General features: G+C 61.1%; 20 protein-coding genes. 6 read left to right on the forward strand and 14 right to left on the reverse strand.

Annotation, left to right across the window (positions count from 1 at the left end):
* Positions 1-19 precede the first annotated feature (19 nt).
* From ACFPM8_RS15985 to ACFPM8_RS16040, 12 genes are all read right to left on the reverse strand, one after another.
* Complete coding sequence (locus tag ACFPM8_RS15985; RefSeq protein ID WP_378998776.1) at positions 20-1,390, reverse strand: DUF192 domain-containing protein; 1,371 nt, start codon at positions 1,388-1,390, stop codon at positions 20-22.
* The gene (locus tag ACFPM8_RS15990; RefSeq protein WP_378998777.1) at positions 1,387-2,319 is read right to left on the reverse strand and encodes a type II secretion system F family protein; all 933 of its coding nucleotides are present in this window, start codon (positions 2,317-2,319) and stop codon (positions 1,387-1,389) included. Before ACFPM8_RS15990 ends, ACFPM8_RS15985 begins: the two co-directional genes overlap by 4 nt.
* A 21-nt stretch (positions 2,320-2,340) precedes the next feature.
* Positions 2,341-3,201 carry a type II secretion system F family protein gene (locus ACFPM8_RS15995; RefSeq protein WP_378998779.1) on the reverse strand — a complete coding sequence of 287 codons (861 nt, stop codon included), beginning with the start codon at positions 3,199-3,201 and terminating at the stop codon, positions 2,341-2,343.
* 11 nt (positions 3,202-3,212) lie between these two features.
* Positions 3,213-5,045 carry an ATPase, T2SS/T4P/T4SS family gene (locus ACFPM8_RS16000; RefSeq protein WP_378998781.1) on the reverse strand — a complete coding sequence of 611 codons (1,833 nt, stop codon included), beginning with the start codon at positions 5,043-5,045 and terminating at the stop codon, positions 3,213-3,215.
* Positions 5,046-5,190: 145 nt separating this feature from the next.
* The gene (locus ACFPM8_RS16005) at positions 5,191-7,437 is read right to left on the reverse strand and encodes a pilus assembly protein N-terminal domain-containing protein (protein WP_378998783.1); all 2,247 of its coding nucleotides are present in this window, start codon (positions 7,435-7,437) and stop codon (positions 5,191-5,193) included.
* Between the two features lie 45 nt (positions 7,438-7,482).
* Entirely contained in the window at positions 7,483-8,385 is a 903-nt protein-coding gene (gene cpaB / locus ACFPM8_RS16010; protein ID WP_378998785.1) for a Flp pilus assembly protein CpaB, read from the reverse strand.
* Positions 8,386-8,399: 14 nt separating this feature from the next.
* Positions 8,400-8,585, reverse strand: a complete 186-nt coding sequence (locus ACFPM8_RS16015) for a hypothetical protein (RefSeq protein ID WP_378998786.1) — start codon at positions 8,583-8,585, stop codon at positions 8,400-8,402.
* On the reverse strand, positions 8,582-9,319 hold the full coding sequence (locus ACFPM8_RS16020) for a hypothetical protein (protein ID WP_378998788.1): 738 nt from the start codon (positions 9,317-9,319) through the stop codon (positions 8,582-8,584). Before ACFPM8_RS16020 ends, ACFPM8_RS16015 begins: the two co-directional genes overlap by 4 nt.
* Positions 9,316-10,131 carry a hypothetical protein gene (locus tag ACFPM8_RS16025; RefSeq protein WP_378998791.1) on the reverse strand — a complete coding sequence of 272 codons (816 nt, stop codon included), beginning with the start codon at positions 10,129-10,131 and terminating at the stop codon, positions 9,316-9,318. Before ACFPM8_RS16025 ends, ACFPM8_RS16020 begins: the two co-directional genes overlap by 4 nt.
* A complete protein-coding gene (locus tag ACFPM8_RS16030) occupies positions 10,128-11,024 on the reverse strand; it encodes a hypothetical protein (protein WP_378998793.1) in 897 nt (298 codons plus the stop codon). Before ACFPM8_RS16030 ends, ACFPM8_RS16025 begins: the two co-directional genes overlap by 4 nt.
* Positions 11,021-12,466 carry a pilus assembly protein TadG-related protein gene (locus tag ACFPM8_RS16035; RefSeq protein WP_378998795.1) on the reverse strand — a complete coding sequence of 482 codons (1,446 nt, stop codon included), beginning with the start codon at positions 12,464-12,466 and terminating at the stop codon, positions 11,021-11,023. The genes ACFPM8_RS16030 and ACFPM8_RS16035 overlap by 4 nt, the downstream gene beginning before the upstream one ends.
* A 32-nt stretch (positions 12,467-12,498) precedes the next feature.
* Positions 12,499-12,762 carry a hypothetical protein gene (locus tag ACFPM8_RS16040; protein WP_378998796.1) on the reverse strand — a complete coding sequence of 88 codons (264 nt, stop codon included), beginning with the start codon at positions 12,760-12,762 and terminating at the stop codon, positions 12,499-12,501.
* A gap of 549 nt (positions 12,763-13,311) precedes the next feature.
* Between ACFPM8_RS16040 and ACFPM8_RS16045 the strand changes: the two genes are divergently transcribed.
* From ACFPM8_RS16045 to ACFPM8_RS16070, 6 genes are all read left to right on the forward strand, one after another.
* Positions 13,312-15,285 (forward strand): phosphocholine-specific phospholipase C, encoded by a 1,974-nt coding sequence (locus ACFPM8_RS16045; protein ID WP_378998798.1) that lies wholly within the window; start codon positions 13,312-13,314, stop codon positions 15,283-15,285.
* A gap of 180 nt (positions 15,286-15,465) precedes the next feature.
* Entirely contained in the window at positions 15,466-15,942 is a 477-nt protein-coding gene (locus ACFPM8_RS16050) for a hypothetical protein (protein ID WP_378998800.1), read from the forward strand.
* Between the two features lie 244 nt (positions 15,943-16,186).
* Positions 16,187-16,603, forward strand: a complete 417-nt coding sequence (locus ACFPM8_RS16055; RefSeq protein ID WP_378998801.1) for a hypothetical protein — start codon at positions 16,187-16,189, stop codon at positions 16,601-16,603.
* Between the two features lie 193 nt (positions 16,604-16,796).
* Complete coding sequence (locus ACFPM8_RS16060) at positions 16,797-18,149, forward strand: TAXI family TRAP transporter solute-binding subunit (RefSeq protein ID WP_378998803.1); 1,353 nt, start codon at positions 16,797-16,799, stop codon at positions 18,147-18,149.
* A gap of 70 nt (positions 18,150-18,219) precedes the next feature.
* On the forward strand, positions 18,220-19,476 hold the full coding sequence (locus tag ACFPM8_RS16065; RefSeq protein ID WP_378998805.1) for a DEAD/DEAH box helicase: 1,257 nt from the start codon (positions 18,220-18,222) through the stop codon (positions 19,474-19,476).
* 154 nt (positions 19,477-19,630) lie between these two features.
* Positions 19,631-20,803 carry a geranylgeranyl reductase family protein gene (locus ACFPM8_RS16070; protein ID WP_378998807.1) on the forward strand — a complete coding sequence of 391 codons (1,173 nt, stop codon included), beginning with the start codon at positions 19,631-19,633 and terminating at the stop codon, positions 20,801-20,803.
* Positions 20,804-21,514: 711 nt separating this feature from the next.
* On the opposite strand, the gene ACFPM8_RS16075 is transcribed toward ACFPM8_RS16070, so the two are convergent.
* Together ACFPM8_RS16075 and ACFPM8_RS16080 are read right to left on the reverse strand one after the other, a co-directional pair.
* A complete protein-coding gene (locus ACFPM8_RS16075; protein ID WP_378998808.1) occupies positions 21,515-21,949 on the reverse strand; it encodes an SRPBCC family protein in 435 nt (144 codons plus the stop codon).
* Positions 21,950-21,953: 4 nt separating this feature from the next.
* Complete coding sequence (locus ACFPM8_RS16080; protein WP_378998810.1) at positions 21,954-22,718, reverse strand: hypothetical protein; 765 nt, start codon at positions 22,716-22,718, stop codon at positions 21,954-21,956.
* Positions 22,719-23,092 lie beyond the last annotated feature (374 nt).

Here is a 23,092-nt window from a genome sequence, read left to right on the forward strand (position 1 = left end):
GTCGTGCCTGGGCGCATGGCTACTTGCCTCCGTTACAGACCGGGCAGTTGTCGCCAGTGCAGGGATTGCCGCCCGGGTCGACCGGCGTCGGCGGCACCGTGCAGCCGATGGTGCCGCAGGCCGGCGGATCGGTGGTGACGACCGGCGGGTCGCCCGGATTGCTGGGAGCGCCGCCATTGCCCATGCCCGGCGCCGATACCGGGTTATCGGGTTCGATCGCGTCCGATTGCATTTGCATCGTGACGTGGGTCACCACAGGTATGCGGCCGCTCTCGACCAGCTGCGTGTAGACCGGGTCGGTTTTGGTGTCCAGCCATTTCAGGTATTTGGTGTAGATCAGGCCCATCAGCGGGACTTTGGGCGCGTAGCCCTGGGTGATGCGCAGCTTGATCAGGTTGGCGTCCTGAATGCTTTGCCCGGAGTTGCCGCCGATCTGGCTCGAATCCTTGGTGGCCAGGTTGCGGTTGGGGATGACGCGCTTGCCCTTGCCGACCGTTTGCTTGAGGCTGTCGTCCTTCCAGTCGTCGAAGCTTTGCTTGGTGGGGTTGAGCAGCTCGATCCAGGCGCCGCCTTCAGTCAGCGATTTTTCGCAGGCTTTCTGGTCGGCTGCGGTAAACGCCGATCCGGCCAGGGCCTTGGCTGCGGCCAGGTCGGTCGGGTCCTTGCTGGTTTCGCAGATGGCCAGCGCCCGGGAGCGCGCCAATTCTTGCGTGGTCAGCCCGCCGCCGTACAGCGGGATCAGCGCGGTGGTATAGGCTTTGCTGACCGACGACAGGCTGGCGTTGGCCATGCTGCCCGCGCGCGCGGCCATGAAGCTGGCCTGGTTCATTTGATTCTTGGCGAAGAACAGCATGCCGTATTGCAGTACCGCCAGTCCCAGCAGGCTGATGACGGGGCCGACGACGGCAAACTCGATCATCGATGCGCCGCGCTGCATGCGGCTGGACGGCACGGCTTTTTTTGCGGCGGGCTGGCGCTGTTGCTGCCGATCAAAATACGGATGGCATAGCCGGTCGCCCTGGCGGATGGCAAGTTTGTCGATGGCGCCGGCCGGCAGTTCCAGCGTGTGCGCCGCCCGCGCATAGCGCTGTCCTTGCGCATCGGTGCCCGAGCTGGTGCTGCCACGCCAGGGTTTGAGATTGGGCGTGCATTTGGTGACCGTGCCGCCGCCGTCGAGGTAGATGACGTCGATCGCATAGCGCATGAACGCGGTTTGCACGCTCGGGCAGCGCGTGATCAGCATGCCCGGCGTCCGGTCCGCCTGCATGCGCATCGGCCGGGTCATCATCAGGCCCAGGAAGCGCCGCAGAAAATTGTCGGCCAGCTTGAGTTCTAGCCGGTGCTCACCGCTGCCGGTGTGCATGGTCGCTGTGTGGATGGAATTTTTCATAGTCCTGCATGCGTGAATTTCATCACGATCGGAAAAAACAGCACGATGAACGTGCATGGAAAAATAAAGACGATCAATGGGAACAGCATTTTTACCGGCGCTTCCATCGCCAGTTTTTCCGCGCGCAGGAAGCGTTCGATGCGACGCTGGTCGGCTTGCGCCCGCAGCACCGGCCCCAGGTTCATGCCCATGCTTTCGGCTTGGATCACGGCGGTGGTGAAGTTGGTGACACTGATTTCGTTCAAGCGGTCGGCCATGTCGCGCAAGGCGTCGGCCCGGCCTTTGCCGGCGCGGATGTCGCGCAGCACGCGCTGGAATTCTTCGCGCAATACGCCTTTCGGACCCTTGGCCACTGCCTGGTTCATCGCGCCTTGCATGTTGAGTCCCGCTTCCACGCACAGGGTGATGATGTCGAGGTAGAACGGCAGGGTTTTGAGCAGCTCGCGCCGCCGGGTGTCGAGCAGGTCGCTGAGCCAGATCGCCGGGTAAGCCCAGCCGCACAAGGCGCCGAATGCCGCTAGCTGCAGATACAGGCTGGTGCGGAAACCGTCCGCGCCCGGCGCCGGATGATCGAACGAGGCCAGCCCCCACCAGAACACCGGCGCCACCAGCAGCGCGCCGAACAGGCGGCTGGCGACGAACTGGGTCGGGTTGATGGTGAAGTCCAGCCCCGCTTTACGCAGCCGGGTCAACAGCGCCGCGTGCGTCTTGGCGGAAACCAGCGGCTCGATGTAGTAGGCGATTGCTTGAATCGGCCACCAGATCAGGCGGAAACCCAGCGGCGGCGGATCTTTGTAGGCGCGGTCTTCCTCCGGCACGGCGACCACCGCACGGCTGATCAGCCAAGCCACCAACGCCACCGACAAGCCGATCGCCAGCGCGAACAGCAAGCTGACCAGCGCGAAATTTTTACTTATGGTTTCAGTCATATCGAAGTTTTCCCGGACTGGTCAGACGTCGATCGCAATGATCTTGCGGATCACGAACACGCCCATGAACTCAAAGAAGGCGATCACCGCCAGCGTGGCCCAGCCGGTGCGGCTATGCCACAGCAGGCTCATGGCTTCCGGTTCCATTTTGTTGAGGATCAGCATCAGCAGCATCGGCAGCAGCCCCACCACCCACGCCTGCAATTTGCCCTGGGCGGTGAGCGCGCCGATCTTGCCTTCCATTTGCAGACGGCTGCGGATGGTGTTGGCGGTGCGCTCCAGCGTTTCGGCCAGGCCGCCGCCGGTTTCGTTGGCGATCCGCATGGCCGATACCACCAGCGTGGTGGTTTGGGTCGGCATGCGGCGCGCCAGGTTGTTCAGGCTTTGCTCCAGCGTCACGCCCAACCGCTGCTCGCGAATCATCAGCGCGAACTCCTGGCCCAGCGGCGCTTGGGTTTCGGTGACCAGTTGCTGGATCGCGGAAATCAGGCCGACCCCGGCGCGCATGCCGCCGGACAGCATCATCAGGGCGTCCGGCAGCTGCTCTTCGAATTTGCGCAGGCGGCGCTTGCGCATCCATGCATACAGGATGCGCGGCAGCAGCGCCAGCGCAAAGAACACCGGCAGCGCGATGACGACGGTGCCGGTGACGATCCAGGCCAGCAAGCCGCCCAGCGCCATGATGGCGAAGTTGGCGACAAACAGTTTGGCCGGATCGATGAACAGGAAAAACTCCTGCGCCTGGAACTTGGTGCGCTCGGTGAAGTTGGCGCGGTAGCGGGCCATCGTCACCGTGCCCATGTCGATGATGAACCAGCCGAGCAGCCCGGCGGAGACGGCCACAACGACGGTGATGATGGTGAGCATGCTGTTGTTGTTCATGGCTCCGCCTGTCAAATGGCCGCGTGCAGGGAGTCGCGTCCCTGCGCCTGGTCGAACGGCTTGAAGATGGCCATGTCGAGATCGATGCCGGTGGCGCGCAGTTCCTCGTAGAAGCTCGGCACCAGATCGCAAGCGGTGAAGTAGCCGCTGACTTTGTTGTTCGGCCCGGTATAGCCCTGGTTGACGAACTTGAACAATTCCTGGATCTGGATCTTGCCGCTTTCCATCCCGGTCAATTCGGTGATGCTGGTGACCATCCGCGTGCCGCAGGCAAAGCGGGTCTGCTGCACAACGATGTCGACCGCGGATGAAATCTGTTCGCGGATCGCGGTCAGCGGCAGGTCCATGCCGGCCATCAGCACCATGGTTTCCAGCCGCGCCAGGCCGTCGCGCGGCGTGTTGGCGTGCAGGGTCGTCAGCGAGCCTTCATGGCCGGTGTTCATGGCTTGCAGCATGTCCATCGCTTCCGCGCCGCGGCACTCGCCGACGACGATCCGGTCCGGCCGCATGCGCAGCGTGTTCTTGACCAGTTCGCGGATCAGCACCGCACCCTTGCCTTCGACGTTGGCGGGACGCGATTCGAGACTGATCAGGTGTTCGTGGTGCAGCTTGAGTTCGGCCGCGTCTTCCACCGTGATGACGCGCTCGCCGGGCGGGATGAAGTTGGACAGGATGTTGAGCAGCGTGGTTTTACCCGAGCCGGTACCGCCGGAGACGATGATGTTCTTGCGCGAGACCACGCAGATTTCCAGGAACTTCGCCATCGGCGGACTGAGCGCGCCGAACTGCACCAGGTCTTGCGCGCTCAGCTTGCGCTTGGAGAATTTACGGATCGTCAGGCAAGCGCCCTTGAGCGCCAGCGGCGGGATGATGGCGTTGACGCGCGAGCCGTCTTTCAGGCGGGCGTCGACCATCGGCGAGGATTCGTCGATGCGACGTCCGAGCGGCGCGACAATGCGTTCGATCACGCCCATCACGGCGCGGTCGCCGGTAAACGTCAGCGGATGCTTTTGCAGGCGGCCCGAGCGCTCGACATAGATTTCGTCGTAGCGGTTGACCATGACTTCGGTGACGCTGTCGTCGGCCAGCAATTCTTCCAGCGGCCCCAGGCCGATCGATTCGTCCAGCACTTGCTTGCACAGCAGGTCGCGGTCCAGTTCCGGCGGGATGTCCAGTTCGGTTTCGCGCAGGATCTGGCGGATCAGGGCCTCGGTTTCCTTGCGCAGGAGCTCGTCGCTCATGCTGTGCACATCGTGCCGCCGCAGGTCCATGGTTTCCAGCAGCTTGGCGTGGATGCGCTTGCGCCATTCGAATTCCAGTTCCTTGCGCTTGGGATCGGGCGCGATCACCAGTGCGAAGCCGGCCGCCGGGGCTTGCTCCGGCTTGGCGCCGCCGGACGCTTCGGCGGCGGCCTGCTCTTCCAGCACCTGGCGCTGGATGCGCTCGGCATTCTGGCGCGATGCTTTCAGCTCGTCGGTCGCCATCTGGTTGCGGATCGCCGCGGTGTCCGAACGCGAGCGCGAATGCGCCGCCTGCACCATGCCGGAGTTGGCGCCCAACACGATCACGCGCAGCTTGAACGGGCCGATGCCGATCACTTCGTTCTCCGTCAGCGGCCCGTACTGGCCGTCGATGCGCACGCCGTTGACGCTGACGCCGCTGAACGCGCCCATGTCTTCAACCAGCACGCCGGACGGGGTATTGAACAGGCGCGCGTGTTCTTTCGAGACGCGCCAGCTATCGAGGCGGATTTCGTTTTGCGCGCTTTTGCCGATCACGCATTCGTCCGGGGCTTGCACCAGCTTTTTGTTGCCGTCGGAGTCGATTATTTCTATTTGCAGCATGGTTTTACCTTAGGTTTTTGGGCATCTCGAAAAACCGTAGCGAGCGGCTCAAGGTCGGGGTAAGAAGCGCAGCCGTACGAAGGTACGGTGAGCATCGCAGCCCCGAGATTGCGCCGCGCAGTAGGTTTTCCGAGGTGCCCTTTTGTTATTGCGCCGCCAGCGGCAACAACCATTGCGTCGCAACCCAGCCGCGCTTGCCGTCGATCTGCACCGGCGACCAATAAGCGCTGGCCGCTTGCGGCAAGCCTTCGACGATGCTGCCGCTTGCCAGTTGCCGGATCACCGGCGAGTTGACGTCGGCGCTGGCACGCAGCGCCAGTTGATCCAGCGTGACCCGGTAGCGCTTGGGCGCGGCCGCGCCGGCATTGGCCGTGATGACGGCGGCGGGAGCCGGCTTCAGGTTCGGATTGTCGGCGCCGATGCTGCTGCCCTGCTGGTCGGGGCGGGCAATTGTGCTGGCGGCATAGGGGCGGATCGTCGGTTGCAGTTTCGACGGTTCCACCGCGGCACTGGCGACCCAGCCGTTGATGGCGCCGATCACGACGTTGCGCCAGCGCGGAGAATCAGCCGGCTGCGGGTCGAGGCCGCCCATCTGCACGATGGAGCCGCGTCCTAGCTGCAGCAGGGCCCGGCTTTGCTGGTTGGGTTCGGCATGCACGATCAAGCCATCCTGCTTGACTTGCAGCGAACTGCCGCCGGCTTGCAGCGGATTTTGCGAGGACGGCAGCAATGCGGCGCTGGCGGCCGGTTTGATGGCGGCCGGCTGCGCACTGACGATGGGCGCCGGTTCTACCGCACTTGCTTGGGCGTTTGCATCGCCGTTGCCGCTATCAGGAGCCGGACGACGCAGCGGCGCCGACGACGGCTGGTCGGTGCGGGCCGGATCGACGCCGGGCTGCAGCGGATTGGTCAGGTAGGGCTTCTTGCCCAGGTTCTCTTCCAGCCGCTGGCCGGTGCGCTGGACGCGGTCGACCAGGCCTTGCGAGTGGCTGTCGACCACGGTCGGGGTGACGAACACCACCAGTTCGGTTTCATCGTTCTGGAACCGCTTGGAGCGGAACAGCGCGCCGAGGATGGGGAGGTCGCCGAGGAACGGGACTTTGTCGACATTGTTGCTGGTCTTGTGCGAAATCAGGCCGGACAGGACCAGCGTTTCACCGTTCCGGACATTGAATTCAGTGTTGGTTTTGCGCGTGCTGATGGCCGGACCGGCGGCGGTGATGACCGAGCCGTCGATGCTGCTGACTTCGCTTTCGATCTTGGCGCGGATCACACCGTTGCGATCCACCCGCGGTTCGATATCGAGCTTGATGCCGTACGGTTTGAACATGACGGTCAGGCCGTTGATGTTGGACACCGAGTACGGATATTCGCCGCCGACCAGGAAGCTGGCTTTGGAGCCGTTGCGCGCCGACAGCTGCGGCTCGGACAGCATCGTGGCCTTGCCGTTTTGCGCCAGCAGGTTCAACTGGGCGTTGAGTCCCAGGTTGACCGCGCTTAGCGCGTTCAGCGCGGACGGCACCTTGACGCCGGTGCTGGCGTTGCCGCCGGGAGCGGTGATCGGCGGCTGGTTGTCCTGGCCGGTTTGGATGGTGGCTTGATACGGTCCGTCCGAGCCGCGCCGGATCGGGCTCCAGATGCCGCCGACAATGGCGCCGCCGGTGGCGGTCCATTTCAGTCCCAGTTCGCGCAATTCGGTGACCGGGAATTCCACCACTTTCACATCCATCAGCACCATCTGTTCCCAGCCGATCTGGTTGGTGAAGTTGACGATTTGCGGATAGCGCTTGGCCAGGTCGTCGATTTTTTTGATGTCGGCATCGGTCAGGTCGTCGCCCTCGACGATCACCTTGTCGCCGATGATGGATGCCCGGGTGTTGGGTATCGTTGTCAGGAACGCCGCGATCTCGCGCGCGAAGCGGCTGGTGTCGCCCGGCACGATGTTGATTTTGACGCGCTGGTAGCGGCCGTCCTCGTTCCAGATGAACAGCGACGAGGTGCCGACCGAATTGGCGAACAGGATCACTTCCTTGTTGTCGAGCGCGGCCGCGCTCATGATCTGGCCGTTGCCGACGGCGATGCGGGCGACGCCGGGCGCCGGAAACACGCGCGACTCGCCGACGAACATTTCGATCTCGGGAATCTGCGCTTGGTCGTCCGGTTTCTTGATCGGGTTATACGGCTGGTTCATGGCCGCGGCGGAGCGTTTGGCGCTGGGGCGGTAGGTGTCGGCGTAGCCGTTGCGCGGCGGCATGGCGTTTTCTTTATCGGCACTGGCGGACGGCGCGGTCTGAGCGACCGCGGCGAGGTTGATCCCGGAGAAGGCGAGCGCCAGCAAAAACAGCAGCGGCTTGACGGCGAAGGTGGAGCGTTGGTGATGATTGCTTGTCATGGATGTTTTTGTTGCTTGGTTCAAATGCGTTCGAATGGCGTGCGCTTATTTGGCGCCGGCGTTGTTGAGGACCGCGGCCGGAGCCGGCGCGGCAGCGGGATTGGCGTTCTGGTATTTGCTCAATACCAGGCCATCCTCCGGCAGCTTGCTGCTGGCGCCGCCGTACAGCACCGGCACCTGGATCTCGCTAGCTTCGCGCTTGTCATTGCCGAGACCCAGCAGCGAGGCGAGGTCGGCGTTGTTGTTGCCGATCGGTTTTTTGTCCTGCGGATTGCGCAGCAGCGCGGTGAGTTTGCCGGCTTCGCGCGCGACGATGATGTTTTGCGCCTGTTCCGGCGTGGTTTCCAGCGTGACGGTGGAGTACTCGCGCCGCTCGCCGCTCTTGGGGTCGTCGACCGAGCGCTGGCCGGTCGCCATCACCGGGATGCTTTGCAACAGCGGGAAGGTGACCTTCTTGCCTTTCTTGTCGACGGTCGCCATCAGGTCGACCATGTCGCCCGGTTCCAACATGCCAGAGATCGAATTGATTTCGTCCACCGCGACGGTCAGGGCGCGATGCCCGGCTTCAACCCGCGCCGAAAAAGTCGGCGCTCTTTTGGTTTCCATCAGACCCCAGATAATCATCTCGCCGGCATTCACCGGATACGCCAGCGCCTGGCCGTCGACGCGGTCGAACGCATCCGGCATGATCGCTTGCGAGTGCGCATATTGCAGCGGGATCGGCCGCACCGCGACATTTTCCGAAGAAATTCTCTCGCCTTTTTTCAGTTCGCGCTTGGCGACCACGACGTTGACGGTTTCGCCTTTGCTGCGCGCTTCGATCGCTTCCATCTGGTTGGACAGGAAGCTGCGCGCGGCCAGCGCCGCCAGCAAGCCGATGCCCAGCGCCACGCCGAGAACGATCCAGGTTTTGCCTGGCTTGAATTTTTTGGGGAGGGGAAGCTTCATAAAATCTCGTTGTGTCAAAGCGGAAGTGAAAGGGAATAACTGTATTTTTGGTAGGCCAGCTTGAAGGCTTCGATCAGTTGCCACAGCACGCTGTTGTTGTCGACCATGCCGACGCCCAGCGCGAAAGCGAGGGCGGCGCAGACCACGGCGTATTCGATCGATGCCTGGCCGCTTTGCCGGACTGAGTTAGGACTGTTCATCGGTAACGCTCCATCTGGGTGACTATGCTCAGCACGATAGCCGTGCTGCCGTTGCCGTCGCGCGCGATGGTGGCGACGGCTTCTTTGCCGGCTCCCTTGAACAGCAGGGTCTTGCTGTTGGCCAGCCGCGCCGGGATGCGGTTGAGCGCCTTGTCGTCCGGCGCCGCTTCGCGGTCCAGCTCCATGCCGTCGTTTTGCATGATGGATTTGAGCGCGTTGCCGTTCAGCGTTTCGCTGTGGCCATTGACGATCACCATCTGCGTATCGAGCTTGTCGCCGTCGCGCGACGATATCTGGCTGATGATTCTTGAGCCAGATGGCAGGCGGTTAAGCCAGCGCGCGGTGTTGTCCTGCGCTTTTTCCTGACCCTGGACCAGCGCTTTCATATCGGTCACGGCCGCCAGGCCTTTGCTGCCCTGCCCCGCGGCTTCGATTTGCACGGTCAGGTAGTAGCGTCCTTCCGCCCGCCCCAGGATCTGCTTGTTGCCGAGCGTGTTTTCGACCAGCGGCTGGCCCAGGCTGCGGCGGAACTGCTCGAGCAGTTCCGCCGGCTTGGCCTGCGAGACGAAGCCCTGCACCCGCATCGGCAAGCCGTTGGCGGTGATTTGCTCGCCGATGCCGAAGGCGCTGACCGATTTCGGCAACGCCACGCTGGGCCAGGCGGTCTGCGCCGCCGTCGGCCCGGCCAGCGCCAGCCAGGCGGCGCCGGCCAGCCACCAAAGCGGCCGGCTCATCGCGGCGCTCGCAAACGGTCCGGCGGCACCACGTCTTGCCAGAATTCGAGCTGGCCCAGCTTGGGGCCTTTCAGGCCGCCCGGCAGTTCGATCACAGCCACGACCGGATCGACGATGACCGAGAGCGGCGCCAGCGCTTTGCCGGGGAAGATCACAATGTTGTCCAGCTTGTCCTGCACGTTGGCGGGATTGCGCCCGGCCCAGCCGTCGAGCAACAGGCTGGTGCCGCGCTGCATGGTCAGGTTGAGCGTATCGAACGGCTTGTAAAATTTCAGGTCGCCCGGCAGGTTGGCCAAGGTCACCGCGACATTGCCGGTGAAGATGCCGCGGTCCTTCAACGACAGCTGATGCTTCAGCAAAAACGGATTGCCGTCGCTGGCGGCGCTGTAGCCGCCGCCTGGGTCGGTAGTTCTGTCCACGCCGAAGCTGACATTGATGTCGCTATTGAAATGCTTGATCAATGGGGCATCCTGCGGGTCGCGCCAGAACAGGTTCTGGTTGGCCTTGAAATCTCCGGCGGCGTCGTTGGTCTTGATCGCGGCATCGGAATTACTGAAGAAGCGCCGTCCCACGTCGGTCGCCAATTGCGCGGCCAGCGTCGAGTTGCCGGCCGCATCGGTGCGCGTCGTGGCGTCGAAGGCGACATAGCGGCTGGCCATCTGGGTGCTGTGCGCGATGTCCTGGTATTTGGCGATCATCGGAAACAGCAGGAACAGCGGCAGCAATGCCGCCGACAACACCAGGAATTCGGTCAGGGCCTGGCCTTGCGAATGGAACCGTCCCGGCCCGGCTATGCGGCGCCCGTCCTTCATGGCTTGCCTTGATCCGTTATCCGGAAACCGCCGGCCAGGTGCGGCGCAAACACGTTCTCGCCGACCCGCGCATCGAGCGCGGCCTGTTTGGCGCTCATCGAAATGCCCTTGGCCGAGCTGCGCTCCAGCACGAGTTTGGCGGCCGGTGCAAAGCTGCCGCCGCTGGCGACGCACAGGGTATCGCCCAGCATTTGTTCCGGATGGCAGGTGATGCCCAGGATAGTCTTGGCCGGCCCGGAGGCGGCGGGCATCATGGTCTGCATTTGCGCGATGACGCTGGCGGGGATGTTGGGGTTGCGCTTCATTTGCGCCACCACATCGGCCGGATTTTGCGCTTGCGAAGCACGGGCGTTGCGATGGGCTTCCATCCCGCATTGGCCGCGCGCGGTCTTGGCGACCAGGTCGATCTGGCACAGGCCGGCGGACGATTTGAGCGTGGCGGTGGTCCAGATGGCGCGCGCCCTGGATGCGGATTTGGCGGCCAGGGTCGGGCCGTCGACCACGCTGCAATCTTCCGGGTTCATCACATATGCCCAGGCCGCGCCGTAGGTGATCGCGACATTTTTGGTGGCGTAAAAATCTTCCCGGAATCCATTCAAATGCTGCGGCCACTCGGTCGGCGGATTGGCCGGCGTGCCGGCTGCGCGCTTGGTGGCGGCGCAGCTGGCGACGTCGCGCTTGAGCTGTTCCAGCCGCGCGGCGTTGTCGGCATCGTTCTGCAAAGCGCCTTGCAGACGCCCGTAGTGGACCAGGACTTCCTTGCCGCCCTTGCTCGTTTCATGCGGCATCGGCGCGTTCAGGATGTCGCGCTCCAGGCTGGTCTCGGCCAGTGCGGGGGCAGTCAGCAGGCAGGCCAGAAGACCGTGCGCGATGTGGGTGGCGGTGATGTTCATGGTGGTAAAACCGATCCTTGCAATAGTTGGGCCGCAGCCTTGACCTCGTCCGGCACTTCGATCAGGTGCACTTGCCAATACGGGTTGAACAGGCTGCCCAGTTCGGTCTTGCCGTCGGCCCGCGCCACCGGCCGCGAGAAAAACACTTCCGAGGCGGAGACGCTGGCGTAATAGCCTTTGGCGGGCGCGCCCTGGTAGTTGTTCAGGCGCGCCGACGGCCCGACTTGCGAGCGGCCCTCGGAGGTCGCGGTTTGGTCGGACTGGCGCCGCAGCCGAATCGCGAAGCGCACCTTGGGCTCCTGCTTGTTCTTGTCGGTATTCTCCGGCGTGTAGGCCAGCGCCTTGTCCGACAAATCGAAATAGCTGGGCAGACCGGTGTAATTCCAGTTGTTGCTGGAAGCGCGCGACGCCGCTTGCGAGTTTTCCCGGCCGCTGGTGACCGTGCCGCCGCCTCCGGAAGCGCTGTCGTCGGCGGCGTTTTGCCTGCCGTAGCCGAGTGCGTTCTCGTCTGTTCTGCATCTCTTGAACGGCCCTCGACCTTTCGGCCTATAGCGGTAAATCGAAGCAGTATCGAGCGCACGCCATTCGTCATAACCGATCAGCTCGGTGCCACCCGCGCGATTGACATAGTCAAAGTGTGGCATCGGATCGAAACAAGTAGGAATCAGTGCATTGCTACGCCAATGACGCACCGGAATGAAACTGTCCAGATTGGCCGAAGTCTTGGTCACTTGCGCAAAACGCTCGCGCTGGTCGCCGCCGTAGCGCTGCATGACCGGCTTGCCGTCGAACACGAAGAAGGTGTCCAACAGCGGCAGCGGATCCACCTCGACCGTGCCGTCGTTCAGGTAGTTGGCGTCGGCCACCTGCTGCATCACGTCTCTCCGGGCGATCGGCAAGGTCGCCAGCATCGCCAGCTGCGACCCCTGCAAGACCGCCTTGGCGGCGTCCGAAGCAATCACCATCGCTTGCGCCGCCGCCTGCACTGCTTCGCTGACCATGTCCACCGTGCCGTACAGGTTGGCGTAGAACAGCGCATAGCAGACCGGGATATACATGGTCATCGTCTTGGCGACCGGCTCCGAATACTGGGTTTCGCAACCGAGCTGCGCGGTGCTCTCGGCGTGGGTCTTGGTGTACTGCGCCCACGAGGAAAGGCTGACCATTTGCGCAATGGTCACCTCGTTGGCCACCATCGCCCGATTGGTATAGGCGAGGTAGTTCAACGCTCGTGCGTGCATCACCCCGGCGCTGTAAGCGACAGCGTCGGAGGTATTGACGAGCTTGGTTTTTTCGCGGGAGAGCTGACCGGTGTTAAAAAGGAAGAAAAGCGCGGCCAAGCCACCTACCAGGACGAAAATCCCGTAGATGAGCGCTTGGCCCTGCTGATATCGCCTCCCCTTGAACGCTGGCCAGCTTCGGCGAAAGCTGGCGCGTGGCATGGTACTTGGTACGCGATAGTTCTGGCTAAGTCTTAGCGAGAGTTATCGTTGGTGTATTTGTCCAAACCTTTTTTCTTGGTGCCTTCGCTTTCGGCGCTGGTGGCGGCGGTTTGAGCATTGGTGATTGCGGCGGAACCGGATTGGCCTGCGACTTCCTTGGCGATACCGGCGGTCTGACTGCGGATGGTCTGACCGAAGAATTGATAAACAGCAATCGCAGCGACGGCGATCAGTGCAACGATAATGATGTACTCGGTCATGCCTTGACCGCGCTGTTTATTTTTGAATGTAAACATGTGTGTATTACTCCCCGTTTTATAAAAAACAATGATTACGTAGCCGTGTTACCAGCTACGCATTTTTTTAAGCGGCCTTAGTGGCGCTTTTAGTTAAAAAGTTCCCTGGAGAAAACATGTTGCCTATAACCAAATCACCTGTCAAGAACGACAGTGATATTTATTAACATTAGTTGTTGATTGTCAACATGCCATGATGCTTCATGGTTGATTCCGGTTTGGCTGGTTCGGCATCTGCATGCAGCGACGCGCACATGTCGCGCCGAGCGGTTATCCGTCGTTAGAGGCTTACCAGAAAAGGGATTTGCCGAACCGCGAAATTGTGTCGTGCGGGATGCTCAAGTCGAATTGATCCGTTCGGTAAGTAGGGCGGAAAAGCGTAGCGTCTTCCGCCATCTCGGATGCACCAAGCGCATGTGGTACATCCATCGGCGGATAACGCTGCGCTCATCCGCCCTACTCGCTGCAGCAGACTTTGACAGGTGGGCTGTCATCGGTGCGTAACATTAGCTGTATAGAGTCGGACTTTTCTTGCTCTATGGAATTAATATGACACACTCAAGTCGTAGGAAATTTCTTAAAAGCTCCATGGCAGCGATGGGTGCATCCATGCTGCCTCCCGCAGTTCAACAAGCATTGGCCGCGCCGGCTGCCAAAGGCACGCTGGGCTCGATTGCCCATGTCGTGATCCTGTGCCAGGAAAACCGGTCGTTCGATCATTATTTCGGCACGATCAAGGGCGCACGCGGCTTCAACGACGATCATGCTGCCATGATCCAGGGCACCAACCGCAACGTCTTCAGCCAAGTCGACAGCGTCGGCAACCTGTACACGCCGTGGCGCCTGAACTCCAGCACCAACTCGGCGCAATGGCTGTCGGACGTGCCGCATGATTTGTATACCGGCACCGGAGCATGGAACAACGGCCGCAGTGATCGCTGGATTCCGAACAAAGGGATGAATGCGCATACCTACATGACGCGCAACGACATCCCGTATCACTATGCGCTGGCGGATGCGTTCACCCTGTGCGACAACTATTTTTGCTCGGCGCGGACCTCGACCAATCCGAACCGGCTATATTTGATGAGCGGCACGATCGATCCGCAAGGAACACATGGCGGCCCGGCCACCACCAACGGTTTTACTTACGGCTCGCTGACCTGGCAAACCTATCCGGAAGCGCTGCAGGCGGCGGGCATCACCTGGCGCACCTATCAGGACGTCGACAATTACGATGACAATGCGCTGGCGTGGTTTAGCCAGTTTCAAAATCTTCCGACCGACTCGCCGCTGTACATCAACGGCGTGCAGACCCGGGTGCTGGCCGACTTCCAGAACGACGTGATGCAAGACACGCTGCCGGCGGTGTCGTGGCTGGTGGCGCCGGCGGCGAAATCCGAGCACCCCAGCGGTTCGCCCAATGTCGGCGTCGATTATGTGAATCAATATCTGCAGGCGCTGGCATCCAATCCTGCGGTGTGGGCAAAAACGGTCTTCATCTATACCTATGATGAAAATGGCGGTTTTTACGACCACGTGACGACGCCGACGCCGCCGTCCGGCACCCCGGACGAATTCGTCAGCGGCGTGCCGATCGGCTTGGGGCCACGGGTGCCGACCATCGTCTGCTCGCCCTGGAGCCGCGGCGGCTGGGTCGCCAGCGAAGTTTTCGATCACACCTCGACCATACAATTCCTGGAAAAATGGACCGGCGTCGCTTGCCCCAATATCAGCCAATGGCGGCGCGATATTTGCGGCGATCTGACGTCATGCTTCGATTTCTCGGTCAGCAATGCCGCATTTCCGGTCTTGCCCGACGCCGCAGCGCTGGCAGCCCAAGCCAACACCCAGCAAAGCCTGCCGCGCCCGACGCCGCCGGCACCCAACACCGTGATGCCTCCTTACGAAGTAGGCCAAAAGCCGTTGCGGGTGCAGCCGTATCAGCTCAACGGCTGGCTCACCCAGGATTTCGCCGGCAAGCAGGTGTGGACCAACTGGAGCAACGGCGCCGGCAAGCCGGCCCCGCTGCAAATCAACGTCGCCAACTATCGCAGCGACAATCCGTGGATGTACACGATGGCCGCCAACGCCACCGCGCGCGACTACTGGCATGTGATCAGCTACGGCGGCGGTTACTACGACCTGGAGATGATAGGTCCGAATCAATTCTATCGGCGCTTCAAAGGCTATCTCAGCACCAGCGCATGGCAAGGCCAGCCGCAACCGCAGGTGCAACTGACCAACCACGGCGCCGGGCAGCCGGTCAGTATCGTGTTCGACAATAGCGGCACCACCAATACGGCGGTGTTCACGGTACTGGATCGGATCGCCACCGGCAGCACGACCACCCAGACCGTCACGGTGGCGCCGAGGCAAACCGCCACGCTGCAATTCAATACCAGCGGCGGCTGGTACGACTTGAAGATCACATTGAATGGCGACAGCAATTTCATGCAATCCATGGTCGGTTACACCGAAGGACAGCAAGGCTTGACGCGGCCGCCGGTATTGCGTTGGTAAGCGCATGAGCCGGGGCGGGCACCTCGAAAACCCTACTGCGCGGCTCAATCTCGCGGCTGCGATGCTCGCTGTACCTCCGTACAGCTGTGCTTCTCGCCCCGACCTTGAGCCGCTCGCTACGGTTTTTCGAGGTGCCCTGTCGCACCAGCGACGGCCCCGGCTCATGCACAAGGTGCAGCAATGAATGAGAAAAAATTTGCACTGGCGATAGGCATCGCAGGCTTTGCACTGATCGCCTTGATCGTGTATCTGACCGCCCCCGACCTGGCTCCGCAATCCCCCATAGCTCTGCTTCCAGCCGGCACACCCGCGCGCGCGATGCCGACGCAACAAAATGCCACGACCATTGCGGCGACAGTGAATAAAACGGCCGCAGAGTGTTCCACCAAACGCCTCGATGCATGGCGGCTCGTCAGCTTGGCGGCGGGAGGCTATCGGCAAGGCGGTTTTGCCGTGCTGAACAACGACAGGCGCGGCACGCTCACCGTCTCCGAAGCGCAGATTTTCGACGGCAACCTGTTGCTGGCCAAGGTCACCGGCAACAGCGTCGAATTGCGCTGCGACCACATCGTACAAACCAAAATACTGACGGATAGCCGCGATGCCGCAGCCGTGCCGGCAATGAGGACGGCGCTGCCCGATCCGTCCAATAACTAAGTACTGCATAGAAATCCGGTTCATGCCATTCTTACCGCTTAGTGTCCTGAGTTGTTAATTCGTTGAAGAATTAAATATGTCGAAATCGGCACGAGACAAGGAACAAAGCACAGCAAGGCTGGAGCCTTGCGCGCATTTGTGACGCCGTATCGGGGCGATTCTCGGCTTATTTATTCAACGAATTAGTAATTCAGGACACTAGGATCATCACCCGAATTTTTAAAATTCCCCAATAGGCGATGTCATGAAAATCACTTTTCCGCCCCTGCTTGCAGTCATGTTTTTTGTCCCGGCGATGGCTATCGCGGCCCCAGGCAACCACGATTTTTCGAAGCAATTCAAAGCCTGCTATGCCGCCGCCAAAACCAGCAATGAGGCTAAGTCAAGCTGCCTGAGCGACGAGCTGGACCGGCAAAGCAAGGCGGTAGCAGATTTGCATGATGCAAGCGCGCAATCATTGGCGGACACCGACAAGCAACAACTTGCCGACGACTTTGCCGAGTGGAAGAAAGCGATACTGCTGGACTGCTCGATCCTGGCCGACGGCAAAACCGTGCCGATCGAAAGGGAAAACGCCAGAAAATATTGTCTGATCGAACGCACGATCGGACGCCTGAATTCCTATGAGCTGATCCGGCAGGATAAAACGCTAGTGAAGTAGTGAAGCAAACCCATTTGTCGCCTCAACAACACCAGGGCGCCTCTAAAAACCGTAGCGAGCGGCCCAAGGTCGGGGCGAGAAGCGGAGCCGTACGAGTGTACGGTGAGCATCGCAGCCCCGAGATTGGCGAATCTGCCAAACCCTGCAGTAGGTTTTTAGAGGTGCCCAAGCCATCAACGGTAAAATGCGCCGTATGGCCATTCCAAATCAACAGCCGGCACACAAGCATCCGGTAAAAAGCATCAAGGCGCGCGTTGTCGCGATTTCGTGGCGCGACCTCGCGGTCAGTTTCGGTCCCATCGCGCTGCTTGGCGCGGTCGTGATCTGGCTGGCAATCTGGTTTATCCATCCGGCGCCGCCCGACACCATCACCATCACCACCGGTCCCGAACACAGCAATTTCTGGAACACCGCCGACAAGTACCGCAAGGTATTGGCGCTCAACGGCATCAAGCTGAAAATCGTCACTTCGGAAGGCTCGCTCGACAACCTCAGGAAATTGAACGACCCGGCTTCCAACGTCGACATCGGATTTGTCCAGGGCGGCGTCGCGGCCGACGTGAAGACCGACAATCTGATGTCGCTGGGAAGCATTTCTTATGTCCCGGTGTCGGTCTTTTATCGCGGCGCCAAGACCATCGACCGCCTGTCGCAACTGGATGGCAAACGGGTCGCCATCGGCCTGCCGGGAAGCGGGGCGCGGGTGCTTGCGCTGTCGCTGCTGAAAGCGAACGGGATCGAAGCCGGCGGCAAGACCGAACTGCGCGACATGAGCGGCGACGAAGCTGCGCAGGCGCTGACCGACGGCAAGATCGACGCCGCCTTCCTGATGGGCGATTCGGCCTCGCCGCCGACCATGGGCAAGCTGCTGCGCACGCCCGGCATCCGTCTGCTCGATTTTTCGCAAGCCGGCGCCTACACCCGCCGCTTCACTTATCTGCATGAGCTGGATATCCCGATGGGGGTATTCGATATCGGCAAAAACATCCCCGACCATGACATCCACCTGATCGCCCCGACCGCCGAGCTGGTGGCGCGCACCAACCTGCATCCGGCGCTGTCGGATTTGCTGATCGATGCCGCCAAAGAAGTCAACGGCAAAGCCAGCGTGCTGCAACGCGCGGGAGAATTTCCGGCGCCGCTGGCGCACGAATTCCGCATCAGCGACGACGCCACCCGCTATTACAAGTCGGGCAAAAGCTTTTTATACCGCGCCATGCCGTTCTGGCTGGCCAGCCTGATCGACCGCACCCTGGTGATACTGGTGCCTATCATCCTGCTGCTGATTCCCGCATTCCGCATGGTGCCCATGCTGTACGGCTGGCGCGTCAAATCGCGCATCTATCGCTGGTACGGGGCATTGATCGCGCTGGAGCGCGGCGCGGTCGCGCAATCGGAGGAAGAACAAGAGCTGATGCTGACGCGGCTCGACCATATCGAAGAGGCGGTCAACCGCATGAAAATGCCGCTGGCGTTTGCCGACCAGTTTTATGTGCTGCGCGAACATATCGGCTTCGTCCGCGAGCGCATCATGAACCGTAACTGAGCGCAGCTGAGCGCAACGCAGCGCCGCCGTCCTCCACCATTTTTCGCTTTTCCAGATTCAGGCTATCTCCATGACTTTCGCTTCCCTCGGTCTGATCGACCCTCTGCTGCAAGCCCTGACCACGCTCGGCTACAAAACCCCAACGCCGGTGCAGACCCAGGCGATACCCGCGGTGCTGGCCGGCCGCGACCTGATGGCCGCAGCCCAGACCGGCACCGGCAAAACCGCCGGCTTTGCGCTGCCGCTGCTGCAACGGCTGACCATGGAAGGCCCGCAAGTGGCCAGCAATTCGGTACGGGTGCTGGTGCTGGTGCCGACCCGCGAACTGGCCGAGCAGGTGCACGAAAGTTTTCGGCAATACGGCGCCCACCTGCCCTTGCGCATGGCAGTGGCGTACGGCGGGGTCAGCATCAACCCGCAGATGATGAAGCTGCGCAAAGGTCTCGACCTGCTGGTCGCCACCCCCGGCCGCCTGCTGGATCTATATCGGCAGAACGCGCTCAAGTTCAATCAGCTGCAAACCCTGGTGCTGGACGAAGCCGACCGCATGCTGGACCTCGGCTTCTCGCGCGAGCTGGACGCGGTGTTCGCGGCGCTGCCCAAACGGCGCCAGACCTTGCTGTTTTCCGCCACCTTCTCCGACCCTATCCGCGCCATGGCGGGGGCGCTGCTGGCGGACCCGCTGAGCATAGAAATCAGCCCGCGCAACACCACGGTAAAGAGCGTCAAGCAATGGCTGATCCCGGTCGACAAGAAACGCAAGGCCGAACTGTTCAGCCACCTGCTGAAGAAAAAACGCTGGGGCCAGGTGCTGGTCTTCGTCAAAACCCGCAAAGGCGTCGAGCAACTGGTCGACACCCTGCAGGCGCAAGGCGTCAGCGCCGACTCCATCCACGGCGACAAGCCGCAGCCGGCACGCTTGCGGGCGCTGGAACGCTTCAAGGCGGCTGAAGTGCAGGTGCTGGTGGCGACCGACGTCGCCGCGCGCGGGCTGGATATCGACGATCTGCCGCAAGTGGTCAACTTCGACCTGCCGATCGTGGCCGAGGACTACATCCACCGGATCGGCCGCACCGGCCGTGCCGGCGCCAGCGGCGAGGCGATCTCGCTGGTGTGCGCCGACGAGGTGCAACAGTTGGCGGCGATTGAAACCCTGACCCGGCAAACCTTGCAGAGAGTCGACGAACCGGACTTTGCGCCGGAACACCGGGTGCCGCAAACCGACAGCCGCGGCCAGATACTGAAAAAACCAAAGAAGCCAAAGAAGCCCAAGGTCAGCGCCAGCCTGTCCGCGGTCGGACCGGACCGGCGGTTTAGCAAGCACTGAAGTACGCGTCGGGAGCGCCGGTAAAAGTGCTTCGGGGTGCTTCAATGGCGGATAACGCTTCGCTCATCCGCCCTACCTAGGCTGCCGTAGGTCGGAAAAGCGCAGCGTCTTCCGACATGACGACCTTGCAAGCTGCCGAAAACGGAGGTAACACATGCCCTCTGATAGCAACAACATCTACGACGCGCTGATCGTCGGCGCCGGCCCCGGCGGGGCGCATCTCGCCTACCTGCTGGCCGTCCAGGGCCTGCGGGTCGCCATCATCGACAAGGAAACCTTCCCGCGCCACAAAGTATGCGGCGGCGGCCTGTCGCGCAAAGCCGTCAACCTGCTAGGCTGCGATCTGGGACCGGTGTTGCAGCAACCGATAACCGGCGCGATCTTGACCTACCGCAACCGCGACACGGTAATCAAGGATATCGAACCGATGGCTGCCTGCACCGTGCTGCGCGACGAATTCGACCACCTGCTGCTGGAGCGCGCCTGCGCCCACGGCGCCCGCTTCTTTCCCGCGACCGCATTTGTCGACGCCGCCGAGAGCGCCGATGCGCTCAGCGTCGCCACCACCGGCGGCCTGCTGCGCTGCCGCCTGCTGCTGGCTGCCGACGGCGCCGCCAGCACCGTGCGCAACAAAATTTTCGGCAAGGACGCAGTGGCTTATGTGCCGGCACTGGAAGCCATGCTGCACCCGGCCGACGGCGTGCTAGAACGCTTCGGCCGCCGCGCCGTGTTCGATTTCGGCGGCATGCCGCGCGGCTACGGCTGGATCTTCCCGAAGCGCGACCACTTCAACGTCGGCGTCTATTCGCCGTTCGGCGGCACCGCGTTGCGCCGTCACCTCGACCAATTCATTGCGCACTACGCCTGCCTGCAACAGCCTGCGCGGATCGCCTACCAGGGCTACATCATCCCGCTGCGCAACCATCGCCAGCTGTTCCAGCGCGGCCGGATCTGGCTAATCGGCGATGCCGCCGGCCTGGCCGAAGCGCTGTTCGGCGAAGGCATTTATTTCGCGCTGAAGAGCGCAACGCTGGCGGCCGACGCCATCGCCCGAGACGGCCTGCGCGTCGATTCAGACCGCTACAGCCAGCTGCTGCGGCGCGAGCTCCTGCCCGAACTGCGCGCAGCGACATGGATGGCGAGGCTCGCCTTCCGCTTTCCAAAACAGACGTTTTCCCACCTGGTCCTGCATCAACAGGTCAGCGACGACTTTGCCGGTTTGATCAGCGGCGAGATAGGCTATCGCAATTGCCTGCTGAAGACCGCCAAGGGCTTTCCGCGCTGGCTGAGGGCGAGCAAACCGACGATGGATTTGCCGGCGTTGTAGGAGGCCGTTCGAGATACTACAAAATCGTTTCGCGGCACCGGGGCAGTTGACGTTGACGTTGACGTTGACGTTGACGTTGACGTTGACGTTGACGTTGACGTTGCAGTTGCAGTTGCAGTTGCAGTTGCAGTTGCAGTTGCAGTTGCAGTTGCAGTTGCAGTTGCAGTTGCAGTTGCAGTTGCAGTTGATTTTGACGTCGAATTCCGCATTGGGACGCTGCCAAATGGGACGACTGGCAGCCGGGAATTGTGGGAAGGCATGTTTGAGCGCAGCGAGTTTGCCTTTCCACCCGGCTGACAGTTGGCCCATTTGGGGACCTGACCGAAGGGAAGGCAGTGGCTTGCGGTCGCCTTTTGTTTGCTTACTTTATTTTGGCGAAGCAAAATAAATGAGTCGCCGTCAGGGCGAAAAGCTGAGTGCGCCAAGACCAGCAAACATAAAAACAACCCCTCGGCGCTCCGTAGTCCGTTAATAGGGGACACAGTAATTCGGCACGCTACGGTGCCTCCCAAACTATGTCCCCCATTAACTAACGTATTAGCAACACTACGACCGAATGCAGCTGCATGCACTCCGTAATCCGCTCAGCGGGGTCAGAGTAATTTACGCGATAACCCTGCGTAAAAAAACTCTGACCCCGGTGAGCTACTTTTTGCGGTCACAGTCAGCGCGAAAAGCTGAGTCCGTCAAGACCGACGAATTCAACTACAGCTACACACCCAGCGTCGTCGCAAGACCATCAAGAATGCCCCTCCAGCCAGCTTCAGTACGGCTCGCATAATCCGGATAAACGCCCTCATGGGACAAGCTCAGCTCGCATCCGCCTTCCGCCGGCGCGATATCGACCGTCACCCGGGTACTGTCGGACGAATACTTGTCGACCACGAAAGTAAACGCCAGATGCCGCGGCCGTTCGATCGCGAGATACTCGCCCGCATGCCCGACTTCCTCGTCGCCGCGCAAATCGACGAACACGAATTTGCCGCCGATGCGAGCGTCGATATCGACCCGCACCATCCGCCCGGAGACCGTCGCAAACAACCATTGGCCCGCGCTGTCGGGATCCAGCCAAGCGTCGAACACACGCTCGGGGGATGCCGCGAAATGCCGCTTGACGTGTACTGTGACAGGAGATGGGGTGTGCATTGCATTACTCCTTTCTCAAATAAAGTTGATGGCCGCGAACTTCGACATTCGATGCCACTCCCGGCCGCGACAACAGCTGCTCCAAGACCTGCATATCCGGCGCGGTAGTTGAATACACCGGCCCGCCCGCAAAATGCAAATCCCAAGAGATTAGTCCCTTGCCAGTAACCACTCTTTGAATCCTCTGCAGAGAGGCCAAAGGGTACACCTGCTCATGCCAATCAAAAAATTCCTTGACGCAAATGCTGTCGGCAGTAATGACTTCATACCTTCGTAAAAAAGGAATGCAAAGCACAAAGAAAACCCCTGTGCCGACGACAAATTGCTTGAGCGTCCGCAGCAATAACTCGCGCTGCCTGGCGCTGCGAAGCGCTTTGTTCCTCTTCGGTAGTTTGCGCCAAGCTTCAACGATGTTATACGCGATGCAAAAGCAGAATATCCCCCAAAACATAATCAGGAACCCAAGCGGGGCGTTCAGAAAAATCACGCCGAAAGCACCGACAAAGCTGCGTGGAAAATCCAGCAAGCCCATATGCGATAACAAGTTCATCGAGCGATAACTAGCGCTTGGATACGGGATAAAAAATGTATCGGTTATTTTTTGCAAACCAAGCAGGACCGGCCAGCAGAGCAAGGAACAGCTAGCCCAACCAAGGAAAACTATCGGCAGGATGACGAGACAGATTTTTATGTTTTTTACGGCCCTGACTGCCAATGAGGGGCGCTTTTCCAATGCTTGATTGCCGCCGCTGGATGTGATTTTGTTCATATGGATAAAGGGTCGCGAAAGAGTGTTCATTATCAGGCGGCAGTGTCTTGCCTGATGAGCGAATGCACAAATTTATTTGCATCCTCTTTCGTTGCCTCTACCGCCAACCGGACCGTGGGCTTGGGTGCGGCGGACTTGTTGCCGTATTGTTAAAGAAGGTCTATAGTCGCTTCCGTCCCTGAAAAAAAAGAGACCTGGTTTAGCGACCTGACTTCTAATCTGCACAGCCCGCGCCATGCGGCCGCTCTACGTGCTACCCCCTTCTCCGTCCTCTATGATCGAGTCGCCCAAAGGAACCTCCCCTTCAGGCTCTCACAGAACCGGACGTGAACCTCTCGATTCATCCGGCTCTTGTCGTTCAGCCCCAACCCGGT

The organism is Paraherbaspirillum soli, from assembly GCF_042654985.1.
Classification (GTDB): Bacteria; Pseudomonadota; Gammaproteobacteria; order Burkholderiales; family Burkholderiaceae_D; genus Paraherbaspirillum; species Paraherbaspirillum soli.

Coding starts and splice junctions, on each gene's coding strand:
- ACFPM8_RS16000 (WP_378998781.1), bottom strand. CDS start 5,045: ATGCTGCAAATAGAAATAATCGACTCCGACGGCAACAAAAAGCTGGTG.
- ACFPM8_RS15985 (WP_378998776.1), bottom strand. CDS start 1,390: ATGAAAAATTCCATCCACACAGCGACCATGCACACCGGCAGCGGTGAG.
- ACFPM8_RS16075 (WP_378998808.1), bottom strand. CDS start 21,949: ATGCACACCCCATCTCCTGTCACAGTACACGTCAAGCGGCATTTCGCG.
- ACFPM8_RS16045 (WP_378998798.1), top strand. CDS start 13,312: ATGACACACTCAAGTCGTAGGAAATTTCTTAAAAGCTCCATGGCAGCG.
- ACFPM8_RS16070 (WP_378998807.1), top strand. CDS start 19,631: ATGCCCTCTGATAGCAACAACATCTACGACGCGCTGATCGTCGGCGCC.
- ACFPM8_RS16080 (WP_378998810.1), bottom strand. CDS start 22,718: ATGAACAAAATCACATCCAGCGGCGGCAATCAAGCATTGGAAAAGCGC.
- ACFPM8_RS15990 (WP_378998777.1), bottom strand. CDS start 2,319: ATGACTGAAACCATAAGTAAAAATTTCGCGCTGGTCAGCTTGCTGTTC.
- ACFPM8_RS15995 (WP_378998779.1), bottom strand. CDS start 3,201: ATGAACAACAACAGCATGCTCACCATCATCACCGTCGTTGTGGCCGTC.
- ACFPM8_RS16035 (WP_378998795.1), bottom strand. CDS start 12,466: ATGCCACGCGCCAGCTTTCGCCGAAGCTGGCCAGCGTTCAAGGGGAGG.
- ACFPM8_RS16060 (WP_378998803.1), top strand. CDS start 16,797: ATGGCCATTCCAAATCAACAGCCGGCACACAAGCATCCGGTAAAAAGC.
- cpaB (WP_378998785.1), bottom strand. CDS start 8,385: ATGAAGCTTCCCCTCCCCAAAAAATTCAAGCCAGGCAAAACCTGGATC.
- ACFPM8_RS16065 (WP_378998805.1), top strand. CDS start 18,220: ATGACTTTCGCTTCCCTCGGTCTGATCGACCCTCTGCTGCAAGCCCTG.
- ACFPM8_RS16015 (WP_378998786.1), bottom strand. CDS start 8,585: ATGAACAGTCCTAACTCAGTCCGGCAAAGCGGCCAGGCATCGATCGAA.
- ACFPM8_RS16020 (WP_378998788.1), bottom strand. CDS start 9,319: ATGAGCCGGCCGCTTTGGTGGCTGGCCGGCGCCGCCTGGCTGGCGCTG.
- ACFPM8_RS16050 (WP_378998800.1), top strand. CDS start 15,466: ATGAATGAGAAAAAATTTGCACTGGCGATAGGCATCGCAGGCTTTGCA.
- ACFPM8_RS16025 (WP_378998791.1), bottom strand. CDS start 10,131: ATGAAGGACGGGCGCCGCATAGCCGGGCCGGGACGGTTCCATTCGCAA.
- ACFPM8_RS16030 (WP_378998793.1), bottom strand. CDS start 11,024: ATGAACATCACCGCCACCCACATCGCGCACGGTCTTCTGGCCTGCCTG.
- ACFPM8_RS16055 (WP_378998801.1), top strand. CDS start 16,187: ATGAAAATCACTTTTCCGCCCCTGCTTGCAGTCATGTTTTTTGTCCCG.
- ACFPM8_RS16005 (WP_378998783.1), bottom strand. CDS start 7,437: ATGACAAGCAATCATCACCAACGCTCCACCTTCGCCGTCAAGCCGCTG.
- ACFPM8_RS16040 (WP_378998796.1), bottom strand. CDS start 12,762: ATGTTTACATTCAAAAATAAACAGCGCGGTCAAGGCATGACCGAGTAC.